11 protein-coding genes and 1 pseudogene are annotated in these 19,139 nt (G+C 69.0%); 3 read left to right on the top strand and 9 right to left on the bottom strand.

The window, feature by feature from the left end:
* The first annotated feature begins 77 nt into the window (after window positions 1-77).
* Window positions 78-1,601, top strand: a complete 1,524-nt coding sequence (locus QQY66_RS05720) for an aldehyde dehydrogenase family protein (protein WP_301977989.1) — start codon at window positions 78-80, stop codon at window positions 1,599-1,601.
* A 53-nt stretch (window positions 1,602-1,654) separates the two neighbouring features.
* Here the strand turns inward: QQY66_RS05720 and araD are convergent, their stop codons facing one another.
* The 7 genes from araD to QQY66_RS05755 all read right to left on the bottom strand — a co-directional run bounded on the left by araD (window position 1,655) and on the right by QQY66_RS05755 (window position 10,925).
* A complete protein-coding gene (araD, locus tag QQY66_RS05725; RefSeq protein WP_301977990.1) occupies window positions 1,655-2,383 on the bottom strand; it encodes an L-ribulose-5-phosphate 4-epimerase AraD in 729 nt (242 codons plus the stop codon).
* 32 nt (window positions 2,384-2,415) lie between these two features.
* Window positions 2,416-3,933 carry an L-arabinose isomerase gene (araA, locus tag QQY66_RS05730; RefSeq protein WP_301977991.1) on the bottom strand — a complete coding sequence of 506 codons (1,518 nt, stop codon included), beginning with the start codon at window positions 3,931-3,933 and terminating at the stop codon, window positions 2,416-2,418.
* A gap of 48 nt (window positions 3,934-3,981) precedes the next feature.
* A complete protein-coding gene (araB, locus tag QQY66_RS05735) occupies window positions 3,982-5,664 on the bottom strand; it encodes a ribulokinase (protein ID WP_301977992.1) in 1,683 nt (560 codons plus the stop codon).
* Between the two features lie 102 nt (window positions 5,665-5,766).
* Entirely contained in the window at window positions 5,767-6,786 is a 1,020-nt protein-coding gene (locus QQY66_RS05740) for an ABC transporter permease (RefSeq protein WP_301977993.1), read from the bottom strand.
* Entirely contained in the window at window positions 6,783-8,375 is a 1,593-nt protein-coding gene (locus QQY66_RS05745; RefSeq protein ID WP_301977994.1) for a sugar ABC transporter ATP-binding protein, read from the bottom strand. The genes QQY66_RS05740 and QQY66_RS05745 overlap by 4 nt, the downstream gene beginning before the upstream one ends.
* A gap of 2 nt (window positions 8,376-8,377) precedes the next feature.
* On the bottom strand, window positions 8,378-9,529 hold the full coding sequence (locus QQY66_RS05750; protein ID WP_301977995.1) for a substrate-binding domain-containing protein: 1,152 nt from the start codon (window positions 9,527-9,529) through the stop codon (window positions 8,378-8,380).
* Between the two features lie 364 nt (window positions 9,530-9,893).
* On the bottom strand, window positions 9,894-10,925 hold the full coding sequence (locus QQY66_RS05755) for a substrate-binding domain-containing protein (protein WP_301977996.1): 1,032 nt from the start codon (window positions 10,923-10,925) through the stop codon (window positions 9,894-9,896).
* A gap of 545 nt (window positions 10,926-11,470) precedes the next feature.
* Here QQY66_RS05755 and QQY66_RS05760 point away from each other — a divergent pair.
* Both QQY66_RS05760 and QQY66_RS05765 read left to right on the top strand, forming a co-directional pair.
* Window positions 11,471-12,967 (top strand): arabinofuranosidase catalytic domain-containing protein, encoded by a 1,497-nt coding sequence (locus QQY66_RS05760; protein ID WP_301977997.1) that lies wholly within the window; start codon window positions 11,471-11,473, stop codon window positions 12,965-12,967.
* A 320-nt stretch (window positions 12,968-13,287) separates the two neighbouring features.
* Window positions 13,288-15,909 (top strand): alpha-L-arabinofuranosidase C-terminal domain-containing protein, encoded by a 2,622-nt coding sequence (locus tag QQY66_RS05765; RefSeq protein ID WP_301977998.1) that lies wholly within the window; start codon window positions 13,288-13,290, stop codon window positions 15,907-15,909.
* A 20-nt stretch (window positions 15,910-15,929) separates the two neighbouring features.
* Here QQY66_RS05765 and QQY66_RS05770 read toward each other — a convergent pair.
* Together QQY66_RS05770 and QQY66_RS05775 are read right to left on the bottom strand one after the other, a co-directional pair.
* Window positions 15,930-17,045 (bottom strand): annotated as a pseudogene (locus tag QQY66_RS05770) (RICIN domain-containing protein); the annotation flags it as partial.
* Between the two features lie 100 nt (window positions 17,046-17,145).
* Entirely contained in the window at window positions 17,146-18,576 is a 1,431-nt protein-coding gene (locus QQY66_RS05775) for an endo-1,4-beta-xylanase (protein WP_301977999.1), read from the bottom strand.
* Window positions 18,577-19,139: the final 563 nt, after the last annotated feature.

Genomic DNA, 19,139 nt, shown 5'->3' on the forward strand with positions numbered 1-19,139 from the left:
TCGCAACGTCCCCGTCCCTACCCTCGCGCCGAGAGCTGCCCAACGGCGGGCAGCGCAGCTCCGGGAGGCACAGCACCATGACCCGTTACACGGCGCCCGGCACAGAGGGCGCGATCGTCTCCTACCAGGCGCGCTACGACCACTTCATCGGTGGCGAGTGGGTGCCGCCGATCCGCGGGCAGTACTTCGAGAACCCCTCGCCGGTGAACGGGCAGCCGTTCACGGAGGTCGCGCGCGGCACCGCGGAGGACGTGGAGCGGGCGCTCGACGCGGCGCACGCGGCCGCTCCTTCCTGGGGCCGCACGTCGGTGACCGAGCGGTCCGACATCCTGCTCAAGATCGCCGACCGTATGGCGGCGCATCTGGAGCCGCTGGCGGTCGCCGAGAGCTGGGAGAACGGCAAGCCGGTCCGCGAGACCCTCGCCGCCGACATCCCGCTCGCCATCGACCACTTCCGCTACTTCGCGGGCGCGATCCGTTCTCAGGAGGGCTCGCTGGGAGAGCTCGACGACGACACGGTGGCGTACCACTTCCATGAACCGCTGGGCGTCGTAGCGCAGATCATCCCCTGGAACTTCCCCATTCTCATGGCGACTTGGAAGCTCGCCCCAGCGCTCGCCGCGGGCAACGCGGTCGTCATCAAGCCCGCCGAGCAGACCCCGGCCTCCATCCACTACTGGATGAGCCTGATCGCGGACCTGCTGCCGCCGGGCGTGGTGAACATCGTCAACGGCTTCGGCGTGGAGGCGGGCAAGCCGCTCGCGTCGAGCCCGCGGGTGGCGAAGGTGGCGTTCACGGGCGAAACGACGACGGGGCGGCTGATCATGCAGTACGCCTCCGAGAACATCAAGCCGGTCACGCTGGAACTCGGTGGCAAGTCGCCGAACATCTTCTTCGACGACGTATGGGCGCACCACGACGATTTCCGTGACAAGGCCCTCGAAGGCTTCACGATGTTCGCTCTCAACCAGGGCGAGGTGTGCACCTGCCCGTCCCGAGCGCTCGTCCAGCGCGGTCACTACGCCGAGTTCCTGGAGGCGGCCGTCGCCCGCACCGAGCAGATCACGGCGGGCCATCCCCTGGACACCGACACGATGATCGGCGCGCAGGCCTCCAACGACCAGCTGGAGAAGATCCTCTCCTATCTGGACATCGGTCGCCAGGAGGGCGCGAGGATCCTCACGGGCGGCGAACGCGTCGAGTACGACGGCGAGTTGAAGGGCGGCTACTACGTCCAGCCGACCATCTTCGAGGGCGACAACCGGATGCGGATCTTCCAAGAAGAGATCTTCGGACCGGTCGTGTCCGTGACGTCCTTCGACGACTTCGACGACGCGATCAAGATCGCCAACGACACCCTCTACGGCCTCGGCGCCGGCGTGTGGACCCGCGACATCAACACCGCCTACCGGGCCGGCCGCGCGATCCAGGCGGGCCGCGTCTGGACGAACTGCTACCACACCTACCCGGCGCACGCGGCGTTCGGTGGGTACAAGCAGTCCGGGATCGGGCGGGAGACGCACAAGATGATGCTGGAGCACTACCAGCAGACGAAGAATCTGCTGGTGTCGTACTCGCCGAAGAAGCTGGGCTTCTTCTAGACGCACGAAAAAAGGCGCCTGACCTGGGTTTTCACCCCTCAGGCGCCTTTCGCTCAGCTGGAGGCCGCTGTCATGTCCGGGTTGCCGTAGTAGGCGTCCGGGCCGTGCTTGCGGGTGTAGTGGCGGTCGAGCAGGTGGCGGGGCGGTGGGGCGGTCGGGGCGAGGCTGAGGGTGTGGAGGGCGATGTCGGCGACGGCCTCGCAGATGATGGCGTGTTCGAGGGATGTGCGGGCTGTGGTGCCCCAGGTGAAGGGGCCGTGGCCCGCGACGAGGGCGCCGGGGACCTCGACGGCTTTCTGGTCGTCCTCCTCGAGCATGTCCACGATGATGCGGCCGGTGTTGTACTCGTAGTCCTTCGCGCACTGCTCGGCGGTGAGGTCGGGGGTGCAGGGGACGGGGCCGTTGAAGGTGTCGGCGTGGGTGGTGCCCAGGACGGGGATCTCGCGGCGGGCCTGGGCGAAGGCGACCGCGTGGGTGGAGTGGGTGTGGGTGACGCCGCCGATGGACGGGAACGCCAGGTACAGGCAGCGGTGGGTCTCGGTGTCGGTGGAGGGGCGGAGGTCGCCGTCGACGACAGCGCCGTCGGCCAGGCGAACCGTCACCAGGTGGTCGAGGGCGAGGTCCTCGTAGGGGACGCCGGACGGCTTGATGACGAACACCCCTGCCTCACGGTCGACTCCGCTCACGTTGCCCCAGGTCAGGGTCGCGAGGCCAACCTGCGGGATGGCGAGGTTCGCATCCAGTATCTCTTGCCGCAGGCCGTCGCGGACTCGCACGGTCATCGCTCGTTCTCCTTGCGTGGGGGATGTGGGCGTCACAGGGCCTGGGCGAGGCGGTGGTACGCGGCGTTCCAGCGGATTTCCTTGGCGAGCTGCTCGATGTCGGTCTCCTCGTCGATGGTGAGCAGTTCGACGCCGGTCATCGCGGCGAAGTCCGTCAGGGTCTCCCTGTCCACGGCCGAGCTGAGCACGGTGTGGTGCGGAGCGCCGGTGAGCAGCCAGCTCTCGGCGGACTCCGCCAGCGACGGGCGCGGCTTCCACACGGCCCTGGCCACCGGCAGCCGGCGCAGTGGTTCGCTGGGGGTGATGACGTCGACGGCGTTGGCGGTGAGCCGGAACCGGTCGCCGAGGTCGGAGAGGCCGACGACGAGGGCGGGACCGGGGGCGGCGTCGAAGACCAGGCGGACCGGGTCTTCACGGCCGCCGATGGACAGGGGGTGGATCTCGCAGCGGGGGCGGGCGCCCGCGACCGAGGGGCAGACCTCCAGCATGTGGGCGCCGAGGATGCGGGGCGTGCCGGGGCCGAGGTGGTAGGTGTAGTCCTCCATGAAGGTGGTGCCGCCAGGCTGTTCGAGGCCCATGACCTTCATGGTGCGCAGCAGTGCGGAGGTCTTCCAGTCGCCTTCGCCGCCGAAGCCGTAGCCGTCGGCCATCAGGCGCTGGACGGCCAGGCCGGGCAGCTGGCGCAGCCCGCCGAGGTCCTCGAAGTTGGTGGTGAAGGCGGTGAAGCCGCCCTCCGTCAGGAAGGCGCGCAGGCCGAGTTCCTGGCGGGCCGCGTAGAGGAGTGAGTCATGGCGGATGCCGCCGGGGCGCAGGGCCGGGACGACGTCGTACGACTCGACGTACTCGGCGGCGAGTTCGGTGGCCGCCTTGTCCTCGACCTGGTCCACGACGGCGACCAGGTCGTTGACGGCGTAGGTGTTGACGGAGAAGCCGAACCGTATCTGGGCTTCGACCTTGTCGCCCTCGGTCACGGCGACATCGCGCATGTTGTCGCCGAAGCGGGCGAGCCGCAGGGTGCGCGAGGCCTGGCGGCCGGCGGCGGCCCGCGCCCAGGCCGCGATGCGCCGGACGACTCTCGGGTCGGTGACGTGGCCGGCGACGATCTTGCGGTCGATGCCGAGCCGGGACTCGATGTGGGCGAACTCGCGGTCGCCGTGGGCGGCCTGGTTGAGGTTCATGAAGTCCATGTCGATGCTCGACCAGGGCAGCGACAGGTTGTACTGGGTGTGCAGATGCAGGAGGGGCCGGTCCAGGGCGCTGAGTCCGGCGATCCACATCTTGGCGGGTGAGAAGGTGTGCATCCACACGATCACGCCCACGCAGGCGTCGGAGGCACTCGCCTCCTGGCACAGCCGCCGGATCGACTCGGCGTCGGTGAGGACCGGCTTCCAGACGATCCTCACCGGGATCTTGCCGGGGCCGCCGAGGATCTCCGAGATGCTCCTGGACTGATGGGCGACCTGTTGCAGGATGTCGTCGCCGTACAGGCCCTGGCTTCCGGTGAGAAACCAGATCTCGTGGTTCGGGTAGGGCGTGGCGCTGGTCTCCATGAGCGTTCCTTTCAAGGGCAGATGTTCAGCGAGCGGAGGGAGCGCCGCTCAGGCGGACGCCTCGGCGCGGAGGCGGCGCAGGCGGTGCATGACCTCGTTGGTGCCGCGGCCGAAGTAGTCGTGCAGGAGCCGGTACTCGGCGTACAGCCGGTCGTAGGCCGCGGCGCGGTCCGGGTCCGGCTGGTACACGCCCCGGTCGGACTTGCCCATGGACCCGGCAGCGGCCTGGATGTCGGAGTACGCCCCGGCCGCCACCGCGGCGTGCATGGCCGCGCCGAGAGCGGGACCCTGTGTGGAGCCGATGACGCCGAGGGGACGGCGGGTGACATCCGCGTAGATCTGCATCAGCAGCGCGTTCTTCGTCAGCCCGCCGGCGATGATCAACTCGCGTACCGGTACGCCCGCCGTCTCGAAGGCCTCGATGATGGTGCGGGTGCCGAAGGCGGTGGCCTCCAGCAGTGCCCGGTAGACGTCCTCCGGGCGGGTGGACAACGTCAGCCCCACCAGGACGCCGCTCAGGTCGTGGTCGACCAGCACGGAGCGGTTGCCGCTGTGCCAGTCAAGGGCGATCAGGCCGTGCTCGCCGACCTTCTGCTCGGCGGCGAGGGCGGTGAGGTGTTCGTGCGCATCGCGCCCGAGTGCGGCGGCCTCTTCGGCGTACGACGCGGGGAAGCCGTTGCGTACGAACCAGCCGAAGATGTCGCCGACGCCGCTCTGACCGGCCTCGTACCCCCACAGGCCCGGCAGGATGCCGCCGTCGACGACACCGCACATGCCCGGCACCGCGCCCTGCTGGTCGGAGCTCATGACATGACAGGTCGACGTGCCCATGATGGCCACCATCTGCCCCGGTTCCACCGCCCCCGCCGCGGGCGCCGTCACATGGGCGTCGACGTTGCCCACGCACACCGCGATGCCCTCGGGCAGGCCTGTCCACGCCGCCGCCTCGGCCGTCAAGCGCCCCGCCTTCGCGCCCAACTCGCCGATCGGGTGCTCCAGTTTCTCCGTCACGAAGTCGGCGAAGCCGGGGTTGAGTGATTCCAGGTAGGCACGGGAGGGATAGACGCCGTCCTGGAGCTGGCCTTTGTAACCGGCGGTGCAGGCATTGCGCAGGTACGTGCCGCACAGCCGCCAGACGATCCAGTCCGCCGCCTCCACCCACCGCTCCATGCGGTGGTAGATCTCGGCGTCCTCCTCCAGCATCTGCAGGGCCTTGGCGAACTCCCACTCCGAGGAGATCTTCCCGCCGTACCGCTCCAGCCACGCCTCCTTCCGCTCCGCGGCCAGTGCGGTGATCCGGTCGGCCTGCGCCTGGGCCGCGTGGTGGCGCCACAGCTTGACATAGGCGTGCGGGCGGCCGGAGAGGCCGGGAAGCTCGCACAGCGGCGTGCCGTCCGCGAGCACCGGCAGCATCGTGCACGCGGTGAAGTCCGTGCCGATGCCGATGACCTGCTCCGGCCGCACACCGGCGGTTGCGAGCGCCGCCGGCACCGCGTGGCGCAGCACGTCGACGTAGTCCGACGGCACCTGGAGGGCCCAGTCCGGGGGCAGCCGGGTACCGTCCGGCAGCTCTCGGTTCAGGACCGCGTGCCGGTATCCGTGCTCGGCGGTCCCCAACTCCGCGCCGTCCCGTACGCGGACCACCACGGCCCGGCCGGACAGCGTCCCGAAGTCGACTCCTACGACGCAGGGTTCCGGGTTCCCGGCTGTCTCGTCTCCGGCGTTCACCATCAGCCTCCTCACATTGACGTATTCGATATATCGATCACTGTTCGATCTCCTGAGGGCGCCGAGGCGGCATCCGCGTCCGGATCGGCGGAGTCGACGGAGGTGCTAGCTGCGGCTCCTGCCGAAGTAGCGGGCGCGCACCCGGTCGAGCAGGATGGCGACGCCGAGAACCGCTCCCTGCACCACCTGCTGGTCGTACGGGCTGACCTTGAGCGCGAGCAGGCCGTTGGTGATGAACTCCAGCAGGATCGCGCCGGCCGCGATGCCGGCGATACGCCCCTCGCCGCCGGAGAGCGACATGCCGCCGACCACCGCGGCGGCGATCGCGGTCAGTTCCCAGCCGGCGCCGACCGACGGGTCGGCCACGTTCATCCGGCCGATCACCATGATGCCGACCACACCGGCCAGCGCGGCGCTGGCGACGTAGGTGGACGTGATCCGACGGGCGGTCGGGATGCCGGCCAGCCGGGCGGCCTCCTTGTTGCCACCGACCGCGTAGATCTGACGGCCCACGTAGGTGCGCTCCAGCACGAACCAGGCGATGGCGGCCGCTCCCACGAAGAACAGTGCGGGAACCGGCACTTGGCCGATGTAGTACTGGCTCAGGTTGCTGAACATCGGGTCCAGGTTGTTGATCGGCGAGCCACTGGTGATCGCGAGTGCCAGGCCCTGGGCGACGGTGTAGGTGACCAGGGTGATCACGAAGGGCGGCACGTTCAGGCGCGTGACCATGACGCCGTGCCAGAGGCCGACCCCGCCGCAGATCACGAGCGTGAGCAGCATGGCGAGGGGCGCGGGCAGGCCCTCGTTCACGTTCATCCAGGCGGCCAGGATGCCGGCCAGACCGGCCAGCGCGCCCACCGAGAGGTCGATGCCACCGGTCAGGATGACCAGCGACTCGCCGATCGCCAGGATGCCGACCTGCGACAGGTCACGGCCCATCACCTGGAGGTTGCCCACCGCGGTGTACGTGTCCGCGTTGGCCGCGATCCCGGCGAACACCAGCACGCAGGCGATGATCACGCCGGCCTCCGGGGAGGCCGCGAGCTTGCGGGCGAGGCTGGATACGGCCGGGCGGGAACGTGGCACGACCTCGTCGGGTGCGAGCGTGCTCTGCGCGCTCATGCTGTGGCTCCGTTCGTCAGCTGTTCTTGGTCGGGCGTCGGCTGGTCGGGCGTCGGCTGGGTGAGGGGGGACGTTCCGGCCGCGGCCGTCATGATCCGTTCCTTGGTGGCATCGGCCCGGTCGAGGACCGTGACGACCCGCCCGTGGTTCATCACGGCGATGCGATGGCAGATCCACAGCAGCTCCTCCAGTTCGGAGGAGGCGACCACCAGCGCCATGCCCTGATCGGCCGCACGGTCGATCAGCTTGTAGATCTCCGCCTTGGCGCCCACGTCCACGCCGCGGGTCGGCTCGTCGAGCAGCAGCAGACGCGGTTCGGCGGCGAAGGCGCGGCCGAAGATGGCGCGCTGCTGGTTGCCGCCGGACAGCGAGCCGATCGGCTGCTCCACCGACTGCATCCGCACGTTGACGTTCTCGGTGATCTTCCGTGCCTCGGCGCGTTCCCGCCCCGGGCCGAGCAGGCCCCGGGTGCTGATCCGCTTGAGCACCGAGACGACGACGTTCGACCGGATGGACGCGAACAGCACCAGCGACTGCTCCTTGCGGTCCTCGGGAATCAGCGCGATCCCGGCCGCCACGCCGTCACCCGCGCCCCGCGGCTGGTAGGGCTCGCCGCCCAGCCGCATCCGGCCGCCCGTCGAGGGCTGCGCGCCGGCGATCGTGTGGACGAGGCGACTGCGGCCCGAGCCCATCAGTCCGGCCACGCCCAGGATCTCGCCCTCGCGCACCTCCAGGTCGACGGGGCCGAGACCGTCCGCGGTCAGGCCCTCGACCTGCAGCAGGACCGGGCTCGCCGCCGGCGCCTTCGGCTCGCCCTGCGTGACCTCGCCGCCGACCATCTCCCGGATCAGCCGTTCCTCGGTGGCCTGAGCCGGTTCGAGGTCGGCGACCAGCCTGCCGTTGCGCAGCACCAGGACGCGGTCGCTGATGTCCCGCACCTCGTCGAGACGGTGCCCGATGAACAGCACCGTGCCGCCGCGTTCGGCCAGTTGCCGGGCCAGGCCCAGCACCATCTCGGCCTCGACCGGGCCCAGGGAGGAGGTCGGCTCGTCAAGGATCAGCAGCTTGGGCTCGCGGCCCCAGGCCTTGGCGATCTCGATCATCTGCCGCGTCGGCACCGGAAGGGTGCGCACCTCCCGGCTCACCGCGATCGTCTCCGCGGACAGACCGATCTCCGTCAGCATCGCCTCGGCCTCGGCCCGCTGTGCGGCACTGTCCACCAGGAACCGCCGCTTCGACTTCCGCGGACGGCGGCCCAGCAGCAGGTTCTCCGCCACCGAGAGCTGTCCGACCAGAGGGAACTCCTGGGAGACCATGGCGATACCGAGTTGCCCCGCGGCCTCGGTGGACCCCGCGACGAGGGGCTCGCCGTCGATCAGGATCTCGCCGCCGTCCCGGTGGACCGATCCGGCCAGTGTGCCCATCAGCGTGGACTTCCCGGCGCCGTTCTCGCCGACCACGCCGATCACCTGGCCGGCGTAGAGGTCGAGTTCCGGCAGGTCGAGGACCCGCACCGGTCCGTAGGACTTGTGCACTCCCCGCAGCCGCGCCGTGATCGCGCGGCCCGGGGCGTTCTTCGTGGCCGTCATGCTCAGCCGATCCCGAGCTTCGACTGGAGGGACTGGTACGCGCTCAGGTCGGACTTGGTGACCAGGCCCACGCCGGAGCTCAGGGTCGAGCCGTCCTTCTCCAGGTAGGGCTTGACGATCTCCATCGTCTTGGCTTTGCCCAGCACCTTCTCCGCGGCCAGGAGGTACGCCCCGGTGTAGCCCTGCTGGTACGGCATCTGCACCACGGTGCCGGAGATGACGCCGGACTGAATGAACTTCAGGGTCTGGGCGTCGGAGTCGTCCGACACGATGTGCACCGAAGACGTCCTGCCCGCCGAGGTCACCGCCTGCGCCAGCGCGGGACCGTCGTAGGAGAAGACGCCGTAAAGGCCGTTGACGTCGGGGTTGTTGGCCAGGATGGTCTCGGCGTCGGAGGTCGCGGTGCTGGCCTGGAGGTTGTCGTTGACCTTCTGGGCGACCGTGATCTTGGTGCCCTTGAGCGCGGCCTCGAAGCCCGCGATGCGCTGGGTGGCGTTCGACGCGGTGAGCGAGCCGACCAGGATCGCCACCTTGCCCTTGCCGCCGAGCACCTGCTTCATCGCGGTGCCCGCCTGGAATCCGGCGGTGTAGTTCGGGGTGCCGAGGTAGAGCGAGGCGGCGTCGGTGCCGGGCAGCGGCGAGTCGATCGCCAGGACGTTGATGCCCTTCTGCACGTCGGAGTGGATGGTTCCCGCGGCCGACGTCGGGTCGATCGCCGAGATCGAGTAGCCGGTGACACCCTGCGAGCGCAGGGTCTCCAGCTCCGAGTTCTGCTCGGTCAACTTGCCGTTGGGCGGGGCGAAGTACGTGCACTTGCTCTTCGCGATGCCGAGGTCGGAGCAACCCTTGAGGAACCCGACCTGACCGGCCTTCCAGTAGTCGGCGGCCACGTTCACGACCATCGCGATGTCGACCTTGGACAGATCCTTGCCGGCCAGCGCCGACTTCAGCGCCGCGTCGAGCTTGGCGAGGTTCGTCTGGTTGAAGGTGACCGAACCGGCCAGCGCGACGGGGGCCGCGCTGGAGCCCGCGCTCGAGCCGGCCGAGTTGGAGGAGTCGGAGCCGCCCGCGTTCTTGGAGCAGCCGGCAGCGGTGAGCGAGATGAGCACAGCGGTCGCGGCGGCCACGGTGCGGGCTCGTCTGGTGCGAATCATTGGTGATCAGCGCCCTTCTAGGCATGTCGGGGGCGAGAGCCCACGGCCGGGAACGGATGTGGGTGACTCGGGATGACTGGATCGCGGTCCCGTCCGCCGGGCCCGGCCGATGGGCATGCCGGTGCCTGGGAGGGGGCCGGGGGTGGTTGGGTGGTGGTTCCGCTCGGGAGCGGTAGGTGGCGCAGCGGGCAGTTGCCGGCGAGTGGGAGCCGACCGTGGGGCCGCGTGCGCGACAGCGAGGTACGGGTGCCTGACGGCGAGTCAGAGCAGCTTGAAGGCCATCGGGTGGGCACCTTGGCCGGGGTGGAGCCGTCGCGACCGGCGGGCATCGCGGAGCATCTCGTGCGGCTGGCGCGTCACTTGGTCAGGGTCTGGGGCGGGTCGCCGAGGTTCGCACCACCAAACTGGGCGGGATGACGATGTGGGGTGTCTCGCTTGCCGCCGGAATCCCGGCGTCGGGATCACCGACGATCTCGATCAGCGCACGCAGGGCACGTCGGCCGAGTTCGTCGAAGTCCTGGCGGACGGTGGTCAGTGACGGGCCGAAGTACTCTGCCTCCGGCGTGTCGTCGAAACCGATGACGCTGATGTCCTCGGGCACCCGGTGCCCGGCCTGTTGCAGCGCCCGCAGCAGGCCGAGCGCCATGTGGTCGTTCGCGCAGAACACCGCGGTGACATCGGTGTCGGCGACGATCCGTTGACCGTGCTCATATCCGGTGCGGGCCGTCCAGTCACCGCCGAACAGCGGCTCGGCCACCGCGGCGCCCCGCTTTTCCAGGGCGTTGCGCCATCCCGCCTCGCGCTCCTGCGCGTCGAGCCAGGAACGCGGCCCGACCAGGTGGTGCACCGTGCGATGGCCGAGGTCGAGCAGGTAGTTGGTGGCGAGTTCGGCACCGGCCTCGTTGTCCACGGCGACCGAGGCCAGCGCGGTGTGGGTGCCGCAGCCGACCGCGACCAGGGGCACGTCCGGCGGTACGTTCGCCAGTGCGCCGACCGCGGAGGTCTGCGGGGCGATGACGATGACTCCCTCGACACCCTGGTCCCGAAGCCGGTCGACGGCGTCCAGCAGCGAACGCCGATCGAGCGTACCGACGGCGGCCACGGTGACGAAGTACTCGTGCTGCCGGGCCGCCTGTTCGATGCCGTAGAGCATGCAGGCCGGGCCATACAGCGTGGTGTTGAAGCTGATCACACCCAGGGTGCGGGTGCGTCGGGTCGCCAGCGTCCGGGCGGCGGCGTTGGGGCGGTAGCCGAGTTCGCGGACCGCCGCGAGCACACGGTCCCGGGTGGCGGGCCGCACGTTCGGATGGTCGTTGAGGACCCGTGAGACGGTTTGGTGCGAGACGCCCGCGATCCGGGCCACGTCCGCCATCACCGGTGCACGAGTCCCGTCCATGCTCTCCACCTCCTGACGCGTCATCACGTTCTGGATCGGGTGCGTTCTCCGGTGGGAGCTGACGCGCCGTGGGGAATTGTTAACGCACACATTCTGAAGGGGTCAATTACTCCAGCCGCTCTCTTTCGGAATTCTTAACAGCACCGCCATCCCTCCCGGGACCGTCTGACCTGCTCATACGTCACCAGAAACACGCTGCTACGCCACGGCCGAGCATCGGAATCAAAGGAGTACATGACCTTTGTTTCCACACTCTTGACTGTTCAACATGTGTTGCCTGCTGTTCACACCAGCGTAAAAAGATGGGGTCGCGAGACCGGTCGATCACCGTCGGCTGTCCGAGAACGGCGCAGCTCGGCAGCAGTGCTCCCAAAAGAACAGCACGCAGTCCGGTCGTACCCGTCCCCACGGAGCTCGGATGAGTGTGGGCATCCGAGGGTCTTGATTGTTAGCGCGCACATTCCCCTGTCGGGCTGTTGGCGAGTCGCGTTCAGCGCCAGCTCCGCGGCCCGGCGTCAGTTCCCCCACGACGGAAGAGGTTCACAGTGAAAGCCAGACACCTGAGAGGACTCCGGCTGAGGGTGGTGGGCGCGGTCCTCGCGCTGCTCGCCGGCATCCTGGCCGGAGTCATCGGCACCGCGGGGACGGCTCAGGCCGCTTCGTCCCTGCCGTGCGACATCTACGCCTCCGCGGGGACACCCTGCGCCGCGGCGCACAGCACCACGCGGGCGCTCTACACCTCCTACAACGGGGCTCTCTACCAGGTCAAGCGCGCCTCGGACTCCGCCACCGCCGACATCGGCGTACTCACCGCCGGCGGCTACGCCAACGCCGCGGCGCAGGACTCCTTCTGCGCCGGCACGACCTGTGTCATCACCAAGATCTACGACCAGAGCCCGCACCACAACGACCTGACCATCGAGGGACCGGGCGGCAACGGCGGACAGGACGTCGGCGCGATCGCCAACGCCCTGCCGGTCACGGTCGGCGGCCATGCGGCGTACGGCGTCTTCGTGTCGGCCGGCGTCGGCTACCGCGACAACAGCACCACGGGCATCGCCACCGGCGGCTCCCCGGAGGGCGCGTACATGGTGACCAGCGGCCACCACGTGAACCACCGGTGCTGCTTCGACTACGGCAACGCCGAGACGTCCACCAACGACACCGGCAACGGCCACATGGACGCGATCAACTTCGGCACGGAGTGCTGGTTCTCTCCCTGCTCGGGATCGGGGCCGTGGGTCCAGGCAGACCTGGAGAACGGTCTGTTCGCCGGCGGCAACGGCTCGAACACGAACAACAAGGGCAACTCCAGCGAGTACGTCACCGCCATGGAGAAGAACAACGGCACGACGACCTACGCCATCAAGGGCGGCAACGCACAGTCGGGCTCTCTGACCACCTGGTACAACGGTGCCCTACCCAACCTCGGCGGATACACCCCGATGCACATGGAGGGCGCCATCGTCCTCGGCACCGGCGGTGACGACAGCAACGGCTCCAACGGCTCCTTCTTCGAAGGCGTGATGACCTCCGGCTACCCGACCGACGCCGCCGACAACGCCGTACAGGCCAATGTCACCTCCGTCGGCTACACCACCCCGGCCGCCACCTTCCCCGTCACCGGCACCGCCTACCGCCTGACCAACACCAACTCCGGCAAGGTCCTGGACGCGGTGAACTGCGGTACCGCCAACGGGACTTCCATCGACATCTGGTCCTCGCTCGGCACCACCTGCCAGCAGTGGAAGTTCGCGAGCGCGGGCAACGGCCACTACACCATCACCAACCTCAACAGCGGCACGGTCCTGGACGACAAGAACTGCGGGGACAGCAACGGCACCGCCGCCCAGTTGTGGGCCTCGCTCGGCAACACCTGCCAGCAGTGGGACGTCACCAGGGCCGGCAGCCACTACACCATCACCAACGTCAACACCGGAATGGCGCTGGACGTCGCGAACTGCGGAACGGCCAACGGCACCGCGGTCCGCCAGTGGCAGCAGCTCGACAACGCCTGCCAGCAGTGGAACATCGCCCCCTGACCGAACCGACCGGGTCACCGCCGGCGGCGGCGAGCAGTGCGGCACCGAGGGCAGTACGCCCGCCGTTCGCCGACGGTGGAGGCCCACACCGGACTCCGGATCCGGCCGCGCGCCAACACCGGCATCCACGCCCGCACGGGCCACCCAGGCCGTTTCTCCCGCGGCAGCGTCGGCGTCGGCGTCAGGGCTGCCGCTGCGGTTTCACCCGGGACAACAGATGGATGTTCTTCCCGGGATGCCCGTTCGCCATGGTCCTCCCCCGCCACACCCCACCCCGCCAGTTGCCTGACCGACTCGTCTCTCGTTAAGGAACGTCGCACATGTCTTCAGAAGCCGGGCTGCCCCGCAGGACCGTCCTCACAGCCGCCCTTGGCGCCGCGTCCCTTGCCGGGACCTTCGCCGCCTCCGCTCCCGCCCGGGCCGCCGAGCGCTCCGGCGCGGCAGCGGACGCCCCCGCCGCGGACCTCCCCGCCGCAGCCGCTCACTGGACCTTCGACGAGGGCTCCGGGACCTCCGCCGCCGACTCTTCGGGCAACGCTCGCACCGCGGTCCTCCAGGGCGCGGCCACCTGGGACACCGGCAAGGTCGGCGCCCACTGCCTGAGCCTCACGGCAGGCGGCAACGCCGCGGCGTCCGGGCCGGCCCTCGACACCTCCAAGGCATTCTCGGTGGCCGCGTGGGTCAACCTCGCTCAGGCGGGCGGCTACCAGACCGCCGTCAGCATCGACGGCCAGGTCGTCAGCTCCTTCTACCTGGGGCTGCGCGACGACACCGGCACCTTCGCCTTCGCCCGGCTGAACGGGGACGCCACCGGAAACGCCGCCGTGGCGGCCGCCGCCTCTGCCCCCGCCATCGGCGTCTGGACCCATCTGGTCGGCGTCAGCGACCCCTCAGCCGGCGTCAACCGCCTCTACGTCAACGGCGTGCTGGAAGGGGAAACCGCCTACACGGCAGGCTGGGCCGGCAGCGGCGACACCGCCATCGGCCGCGCCCTCTACGGCGGCGGGCACGTCGACCAGTGGCACGGCCTGATCGACGACGTGTGGATGTTCCCGTCCGTCCTCACCTCCGACCAGGTCGCGGCGCTGGCCGGGGTGCCGGTGGAGACCACGACACCGCTGCTGAGCGTGGACGTCGCCAACCCCGCGCACGCCGTGTCCCCCATCCTTCCCGGCCTGATGTTCGAGGACATCAACCACTCGGGCGAGGGAGGTATCTACGCCGAACTGGTGCAGAACCGCTCGATGATGGCCAGCGACACCGCGCCGGTCCACTGGTCCGCCGTCGGTGGGACGTCTCTCGCGCTCGACACCGCCACTCCACTCAACGACGCGCTCAAGCGTTCCCTCAAGGTCGTGCTGCCGGGCAGCACCGGGGCCGGAAACCGGGCCGGGGTGGCCAATGACGGCTTCTGGGGAATACCGGTGCGGCCCCGAACCACGTACACCGCCCGGCTGTTCGCCAAGGCATCACGCCGGATCGGGCCCCTCACGGTGACCATCGAGTCGGCGGACGGCGCGACGGTGTACGCGTCCGCACAGGTGCCCCACGTCGGCACCGCGTTCCCCGGCCGTCCTTTCGAGCTCACCCTGCGCACCGGTCCGGGCACCCCCGTGGTCGGTGACGCGAAACTGACCGTCACCACCGCCGACGCCGCCGCCGCGGGCGAGACCCTCTGGCTCCAGCACGTCTCCCTCTTCCCGCCCACCTACAACAGCCGTCCCAACGGACTGCGCATCGACCTGATGGAGAAACTGGTCGCTCTGAAGCCGAAGTTCCTGCGCTTCCCCGGCGGGAACTTCGTCGAGGGCAACACGATTGCCACTCGGTTCGACTGGAAGAAGACCATCGGTCCAGTTTGGGAGCGCCCTGGCCACATGGACGACGCCTGGGGCTACTGGTCGACGGACGGGCTCGGAGTGCTGGAATACCTGGAATGGGTCGAGGACATGGACGCCCAGCCGGTCCTCGCCGTCTTCGCCGGCTACTCGCTGAAGGGCGAACACGTGACCGGCGACGCACTCAAGCCATACGTCCAGGACGCACTCGACGAGATCGAATACGTCACCGGCCCGGTGACCAGCACCTGGGGCGCGAAGCGGGCCGCCGACGGACATCCGCAGCCGTTCCCACTCGAGTTCGTGGAGATCGGCAACGAGGACTTCTTCGACCGCTCCGGATCGTACGAGGAGCGGTATGCGGCCTTCCACGACGCGATCAGGGCGAAGTACCCGAAACTGAAGCTGATCGCCACGACGCCGGTGACGAGTCGCGAGCCGGACCTGATCGACGAGCACTACTACCTCGCGCCGTCCGCCGCTCAGGCCGCCACCCACAAGTACGACAGCCGAGACCGCAACTCGACGAAGGTCTTCGTCGGGGAATGGGCCGCGCAGGAGGGCCGTCCCACACCCGACCTCAACGCCGCGCTGGGCGACGCCGCATGGCTGGCCGGGCTGATCCGCAACTCCGACCAGGTCCTCATGGAGTGTTACGCGCCGCTCTTCTCCCACGTCAAGAACAACGTCTGGGCGACCAACCTGATCGCCTATGACAACCTCACGAGCTACGCCTCTCCCAGCTACTGGGCGCAGCACATGCTGACGAGCAGGCTGGGCAGCACGGTGCTGCCGGCCACCGCCCGTGCGCTGCCGGCCGTCGCCACCGTCGCCACCCGCTCCGGGAGCCGCCTCTACCTCGCGGTCGTCAACTACGGGACGGAGAAGGTGAATGTGCCGGTCGAACTGAAGGGGCTGGCCAGGGGGGTCGAGAGGAACGCCACCGCCACCGTCCTGACCGGAGCCTCACGTACCACCACCAACACGCTGACCGAACCCACCACTGTGGTGCCCAGGACCAGCACCGTCATCAGCGCCGCGGCTTCCTTCACCAGCACACTGCCGCCGCTCTCCGTCACCGTCCTGGAACTCACCCTGACCTGATACGCCACTGGCGGCAACGCGAACGCGGCCCATTGGACCGGGTATCCGGCACGGCAGCCCGAGTAGGTGGTGGTGATGTGCGTTCGGCTGCCCGGCGCGGGCTCGCGCGGGCTCTGGGAGGTGCAGCCGTTGTTGCTGACGAATTTGTCGCGCAGGGACCGTCCTTGCGCGATGTTGAGGACGGAGTCGCTGATGCCGTGGATTCCGAAGTAGGCGATGGGCTGGGTGCCGCCGCTGCACCCGCTGATCTGAGCGCCGGAGATGACCGCGACGGCCCTGAAGGCGTTCGCCCGGCTGCATGCGAGTGCGTAGCTCATTCCGCCGCCCCAGCTGAATCCCGTGGCGAAGCGCTGTGCCGGGTTGACACAGAGGCCGCCCTCGATGCGCCGGATCATGTCGTCGACGAAGGTGATGTCCTCACCGCCCGAATCGGCCCAGCCGTTGCCGAGGCCCTGGGGGGCGACGAGGATCGCGCCGTTGTTCGACTGTTCCTGTTGGCCGTAGTAGGACCAGGCGTTTTCGCTCGTGCCACCCGAGGCGACGTCGCCGGCGGTTCCGCCCCGCCAGTGGAACGCGAAGATCAGCCGGTAGGGGTGGCTGTTGTCGTAGTTGGCGGGAACCCTGAGGATGAAGCTGCGGCTCTTGCCGCCGCTCTGAATCGTGTGCGTACCGCTCGCCAGAGTCGGGGCGCTGCCGCATCCCCGCCGCCACCGGACGACAGCTTGACCATCTGCCATTGCTGGTTGGCGCCGCCCCAGCCGGAGTACTGGACGACGTTGCCGCCGTCGGCGGTGGAGGCGCCCTGCACCTCCACCGCCTTGCTGCTGGTGCGGTTGATCAGCCGGACGTGGCCCGCGTCGGAGTCGGCCAGACGGAACCTTGCCCGAATGCCGGGCCTTGAGGCGGTAGAAACCCCCGCCGGAGTCCACGAACTGCCACTGCTGGTTGGCTCCGTCATGGCGCGCCCACTGGCTGACCCGCGCGCCGTCGGCGGTGGACGTGCCAGAGACGTCCAGCGCCTTGCCGCTGTTGCGATTGACCAGGACGTACCAGGCATTGGTGTCCACCGTCGCCGCCTCAGCGGGCGCCGGATTCACCGCGGCGAGCATGCCGATCGCGAGGGTCGCCGCCACCACGGCGGCGACCCGGGACCATCAGCGACGTCTGCGTGGAGGGGCGGGGGAAGCCGCACCGTAGGTCTTCATCGACTCACCCTTTCGTTTGTGGCAGGTCCCATCAGGTGCGGGTCCAGCGTTGGTTGCTGCCGTTCGAGCAGGAGTAGAGCTGGATCAGGGTGCCGTTGGCGGTGCCGCTTGCGACGGCGTCGAGGCAGAGGCCGGACTGGACGCCGACGATGGATCCGTCGGAGTTGAGGCGCCATTTCTGGTTGTCGCCGCCCCAGCAGCTGTAGATCTGGACTTTGGTGCCGTTGCCGGTGCCGGCGGCGTCCAGGCACTTGTTGCCGTAGACCCTGAGCTCGCCCGCGGCGGTGTGCGTCCACTGCTGATTGGTGCCGCTGTGGCAGTCCCACAACTGGACCTGGGTGCCGTCGGCGGTGCTGGCGTTCGGCACGTCCAGGCAGCGGCCTGAACCGACGCCCTTGGTCTGTCCGGAATCCCCAGGGGGCGTGGACGAGCCGCCGTTGAGTGCGTTGAGGACGGCGGTGTAGGCGGGCTTCTTGCTGCCGTCGGAGTTGAACAGCAGCGGCGTGTGCTGCGGTCGCCAGGAGTCGCTGTCGCGCACACCCCAGACGGTGATGCCGAGGCAGCGCGGGACGGCCAGGCAGTCGTTGGTCACGTTGGCGTAGGTCGAGGGCGAGGCGCCCTGGATGTCGAGTTCGGTGATGGCCACGTCGACGCCGAGGGCGGCGAAGCTCTGCAGGGTGGTGCGGAAGTTGCTGTTGTACGGGCTGTCGTTGTTGAAGTGGGCTTGGAAGCCGACGCAGTCGATCGGGACGCCGCGCTGTTTGAAGTCGCGGACCATGTTGTACATGGCCTGGGTCTTGGCCCAGGTCCAGTTCTCGACGTTGTAGTCGTTGTAGCAGAGCTTGGCGGCCGGGTCGGCGGCGCGCGCGGTGCGGAAGGCGACTTCGATCCAGTCATTGCCGGTGCGCTGCAGGTTGGAGTCGCGCCGGGCTCCCGAACTGCCGTCGGCGAAGGCCTCGTTCACGACGTCCCACTGGGCGATCTTGCCCTTGTAGTGGGCCATCACGCCGTTGATGTGGTTGATCATCGCCTGGCGCAGCGTGCTGCCGCTGAGGCTCTGCATCCAGCCGGGCTGCTGGGAGTGCCAGGCCAGAGTGTGGCCGCGCACCTGCTTGCCGTTCTGTACCGCCCAGTTGTAGACGCGGTCACCGGCGGTGAAGTTGAACTGGCCCCGCTGTGGTTCGGTGGCGTCGATCTTCATCTCGTTCTCGGCCGTCACCGAGTTGAACTCACGGCCCGCGATCGTCGTGTACGCCGAGTCGCCCAGCCTGCCCGAGGCGATGGCGGTGCCGAAGTAGCGGCCGCTCTGCGCCGCCGCGGCGCCGAGCGTGCTCTCGGCGGCGTGTGCGGTCGGCGGCGCGACCAGTGCGGCGACCGTACCGAGGACGCCGACGACCAGCGCCAGCAGCAGGCCGCGGATCTTCCGGCGGATAACGGGTCTGGGAAGGGCATACAAGCCCATGGCTGTGCCTCCAAGGTAGAAATCACGGAAGGACTGAAGCGCAGGGGAATGCGTCGTCCGCTCCCACTCGGCAACGGACGGGGCGGGCCGGAACCCGGGCAGCACGCAATCACCGGACACCGCGGTGATGGGACCGGGCCGATCTCAACCGGCACGGACGGCACCCCGGCCGGCCGCCGGGTGACCTACGGCGGGTGGCGGCGGTGTTTCGACACAGGCATGGGGGTACCTCCATCGCGGCTCAGCCGGGGGACCGCCACGCGGCGTCGCGCACCTCTCCAACTGCGCGAAGAGCCAGGATGCGCTGGTGCGAGCCTCACCGGAACGAAACGGGGGTGGCGCAGGTGCTTTGGTGCGCGGATCTGCCGTGCAGCTGTGCGCGAATCTGCCGTGCAGCTGTGCGCGAATCTGCCGTGCGGCACAGATTGCTCATGGCGACGTGGTTCGATATCTCGAACTGCGGCCGCTTTCTCAGACAGGGATGATTGAGGTATTGACGATGGATCGTCAATACTCCCGCACAAGAAGTTTCGGTTCCTCGCCCGAAACTTTCCGGAGTCCCG

The organism is Streptomyces sp. DG2A-72 (genome assembly GCF_030499575.1).
In the GTDB taxonomy this organism is placed as follows: domain Bacteria; phylum Actinomycetota; class Actinomycetes; order Streptomycetales; family Streptomycetaceae; genus Streptomyces.

Bases quoted from the DNA above. Each gene is read 5' to 3' on its own strand.
- QQY66_RS05720 (WP_301977989.1), top strand. From the start codon at position 78: ATGACCCGTTACACGGCGCCCGGCACAGAGGGCGCGATCGTCTCCTAC.
- araD (WP_301977990.1), bottom strand. From the start codon at position 2,383: ATGACCGTGCGAGTCCGCGACGGCCTGCGGCAAGAGATACTGGATGCG.
- araA (WP_301977991.1), bottom strand. From the start codon at position 3,933: ATGGAGACCAGCGCCACGCCCTACCCGAACCACGAGATCTGGTTTCTC.
- araB (WP_301977992.1), bottom strand. From the start codon at position 5,664: ATGGTGAACGCCGGAGACGAGACAGCCGGGAACCCGGAACCCTGCGTC.
- QQY66_RS05740 (WP_301977993.1), bottom strand. From the start codon at position 6,786: ATGAGCGCGCAGAGCACGCTCGCACCCGACGAGGTCGTGCCACGTTCC.
- QQY66_RS05745 (WP_301977994.1), bottom strand. From the start codon at position 8,375: ATGACGGCCACGAAGAACGCCCCGGGCCGCGCGATCACGGCGCGGCTG.
- QQY66_RS05750 (WP_301977995.1), bottom strand. From the start codon at position 9,529: ATGATTCGCACCAGACGAGCCCGCACCGTGGCCGCCGCGACCGCTGTG.
- QQY66_RS05755 (WP_301977996.1), bottom strand. From the start codon at position 10,925: ATGGACGGGACTCGTGCACCGGTGATGGCGGACGTGGCCCGGATCGCG.
- QQY66_RS05765 (WP_301977998.1), top strand. From the start codon at position 13,288: ATGTCTTCAGAAGCCGGGCTGCCCCGCAGGACCGTCCTCACAGCCGCC.
- QQY66_RS05775 (WP_301977999.1), bottom strand. From the start codon at position 18,576: ATGGGCTTGTATGCCCTTCCCAGACCCGTTATCCGCCGGAAGATCCGC.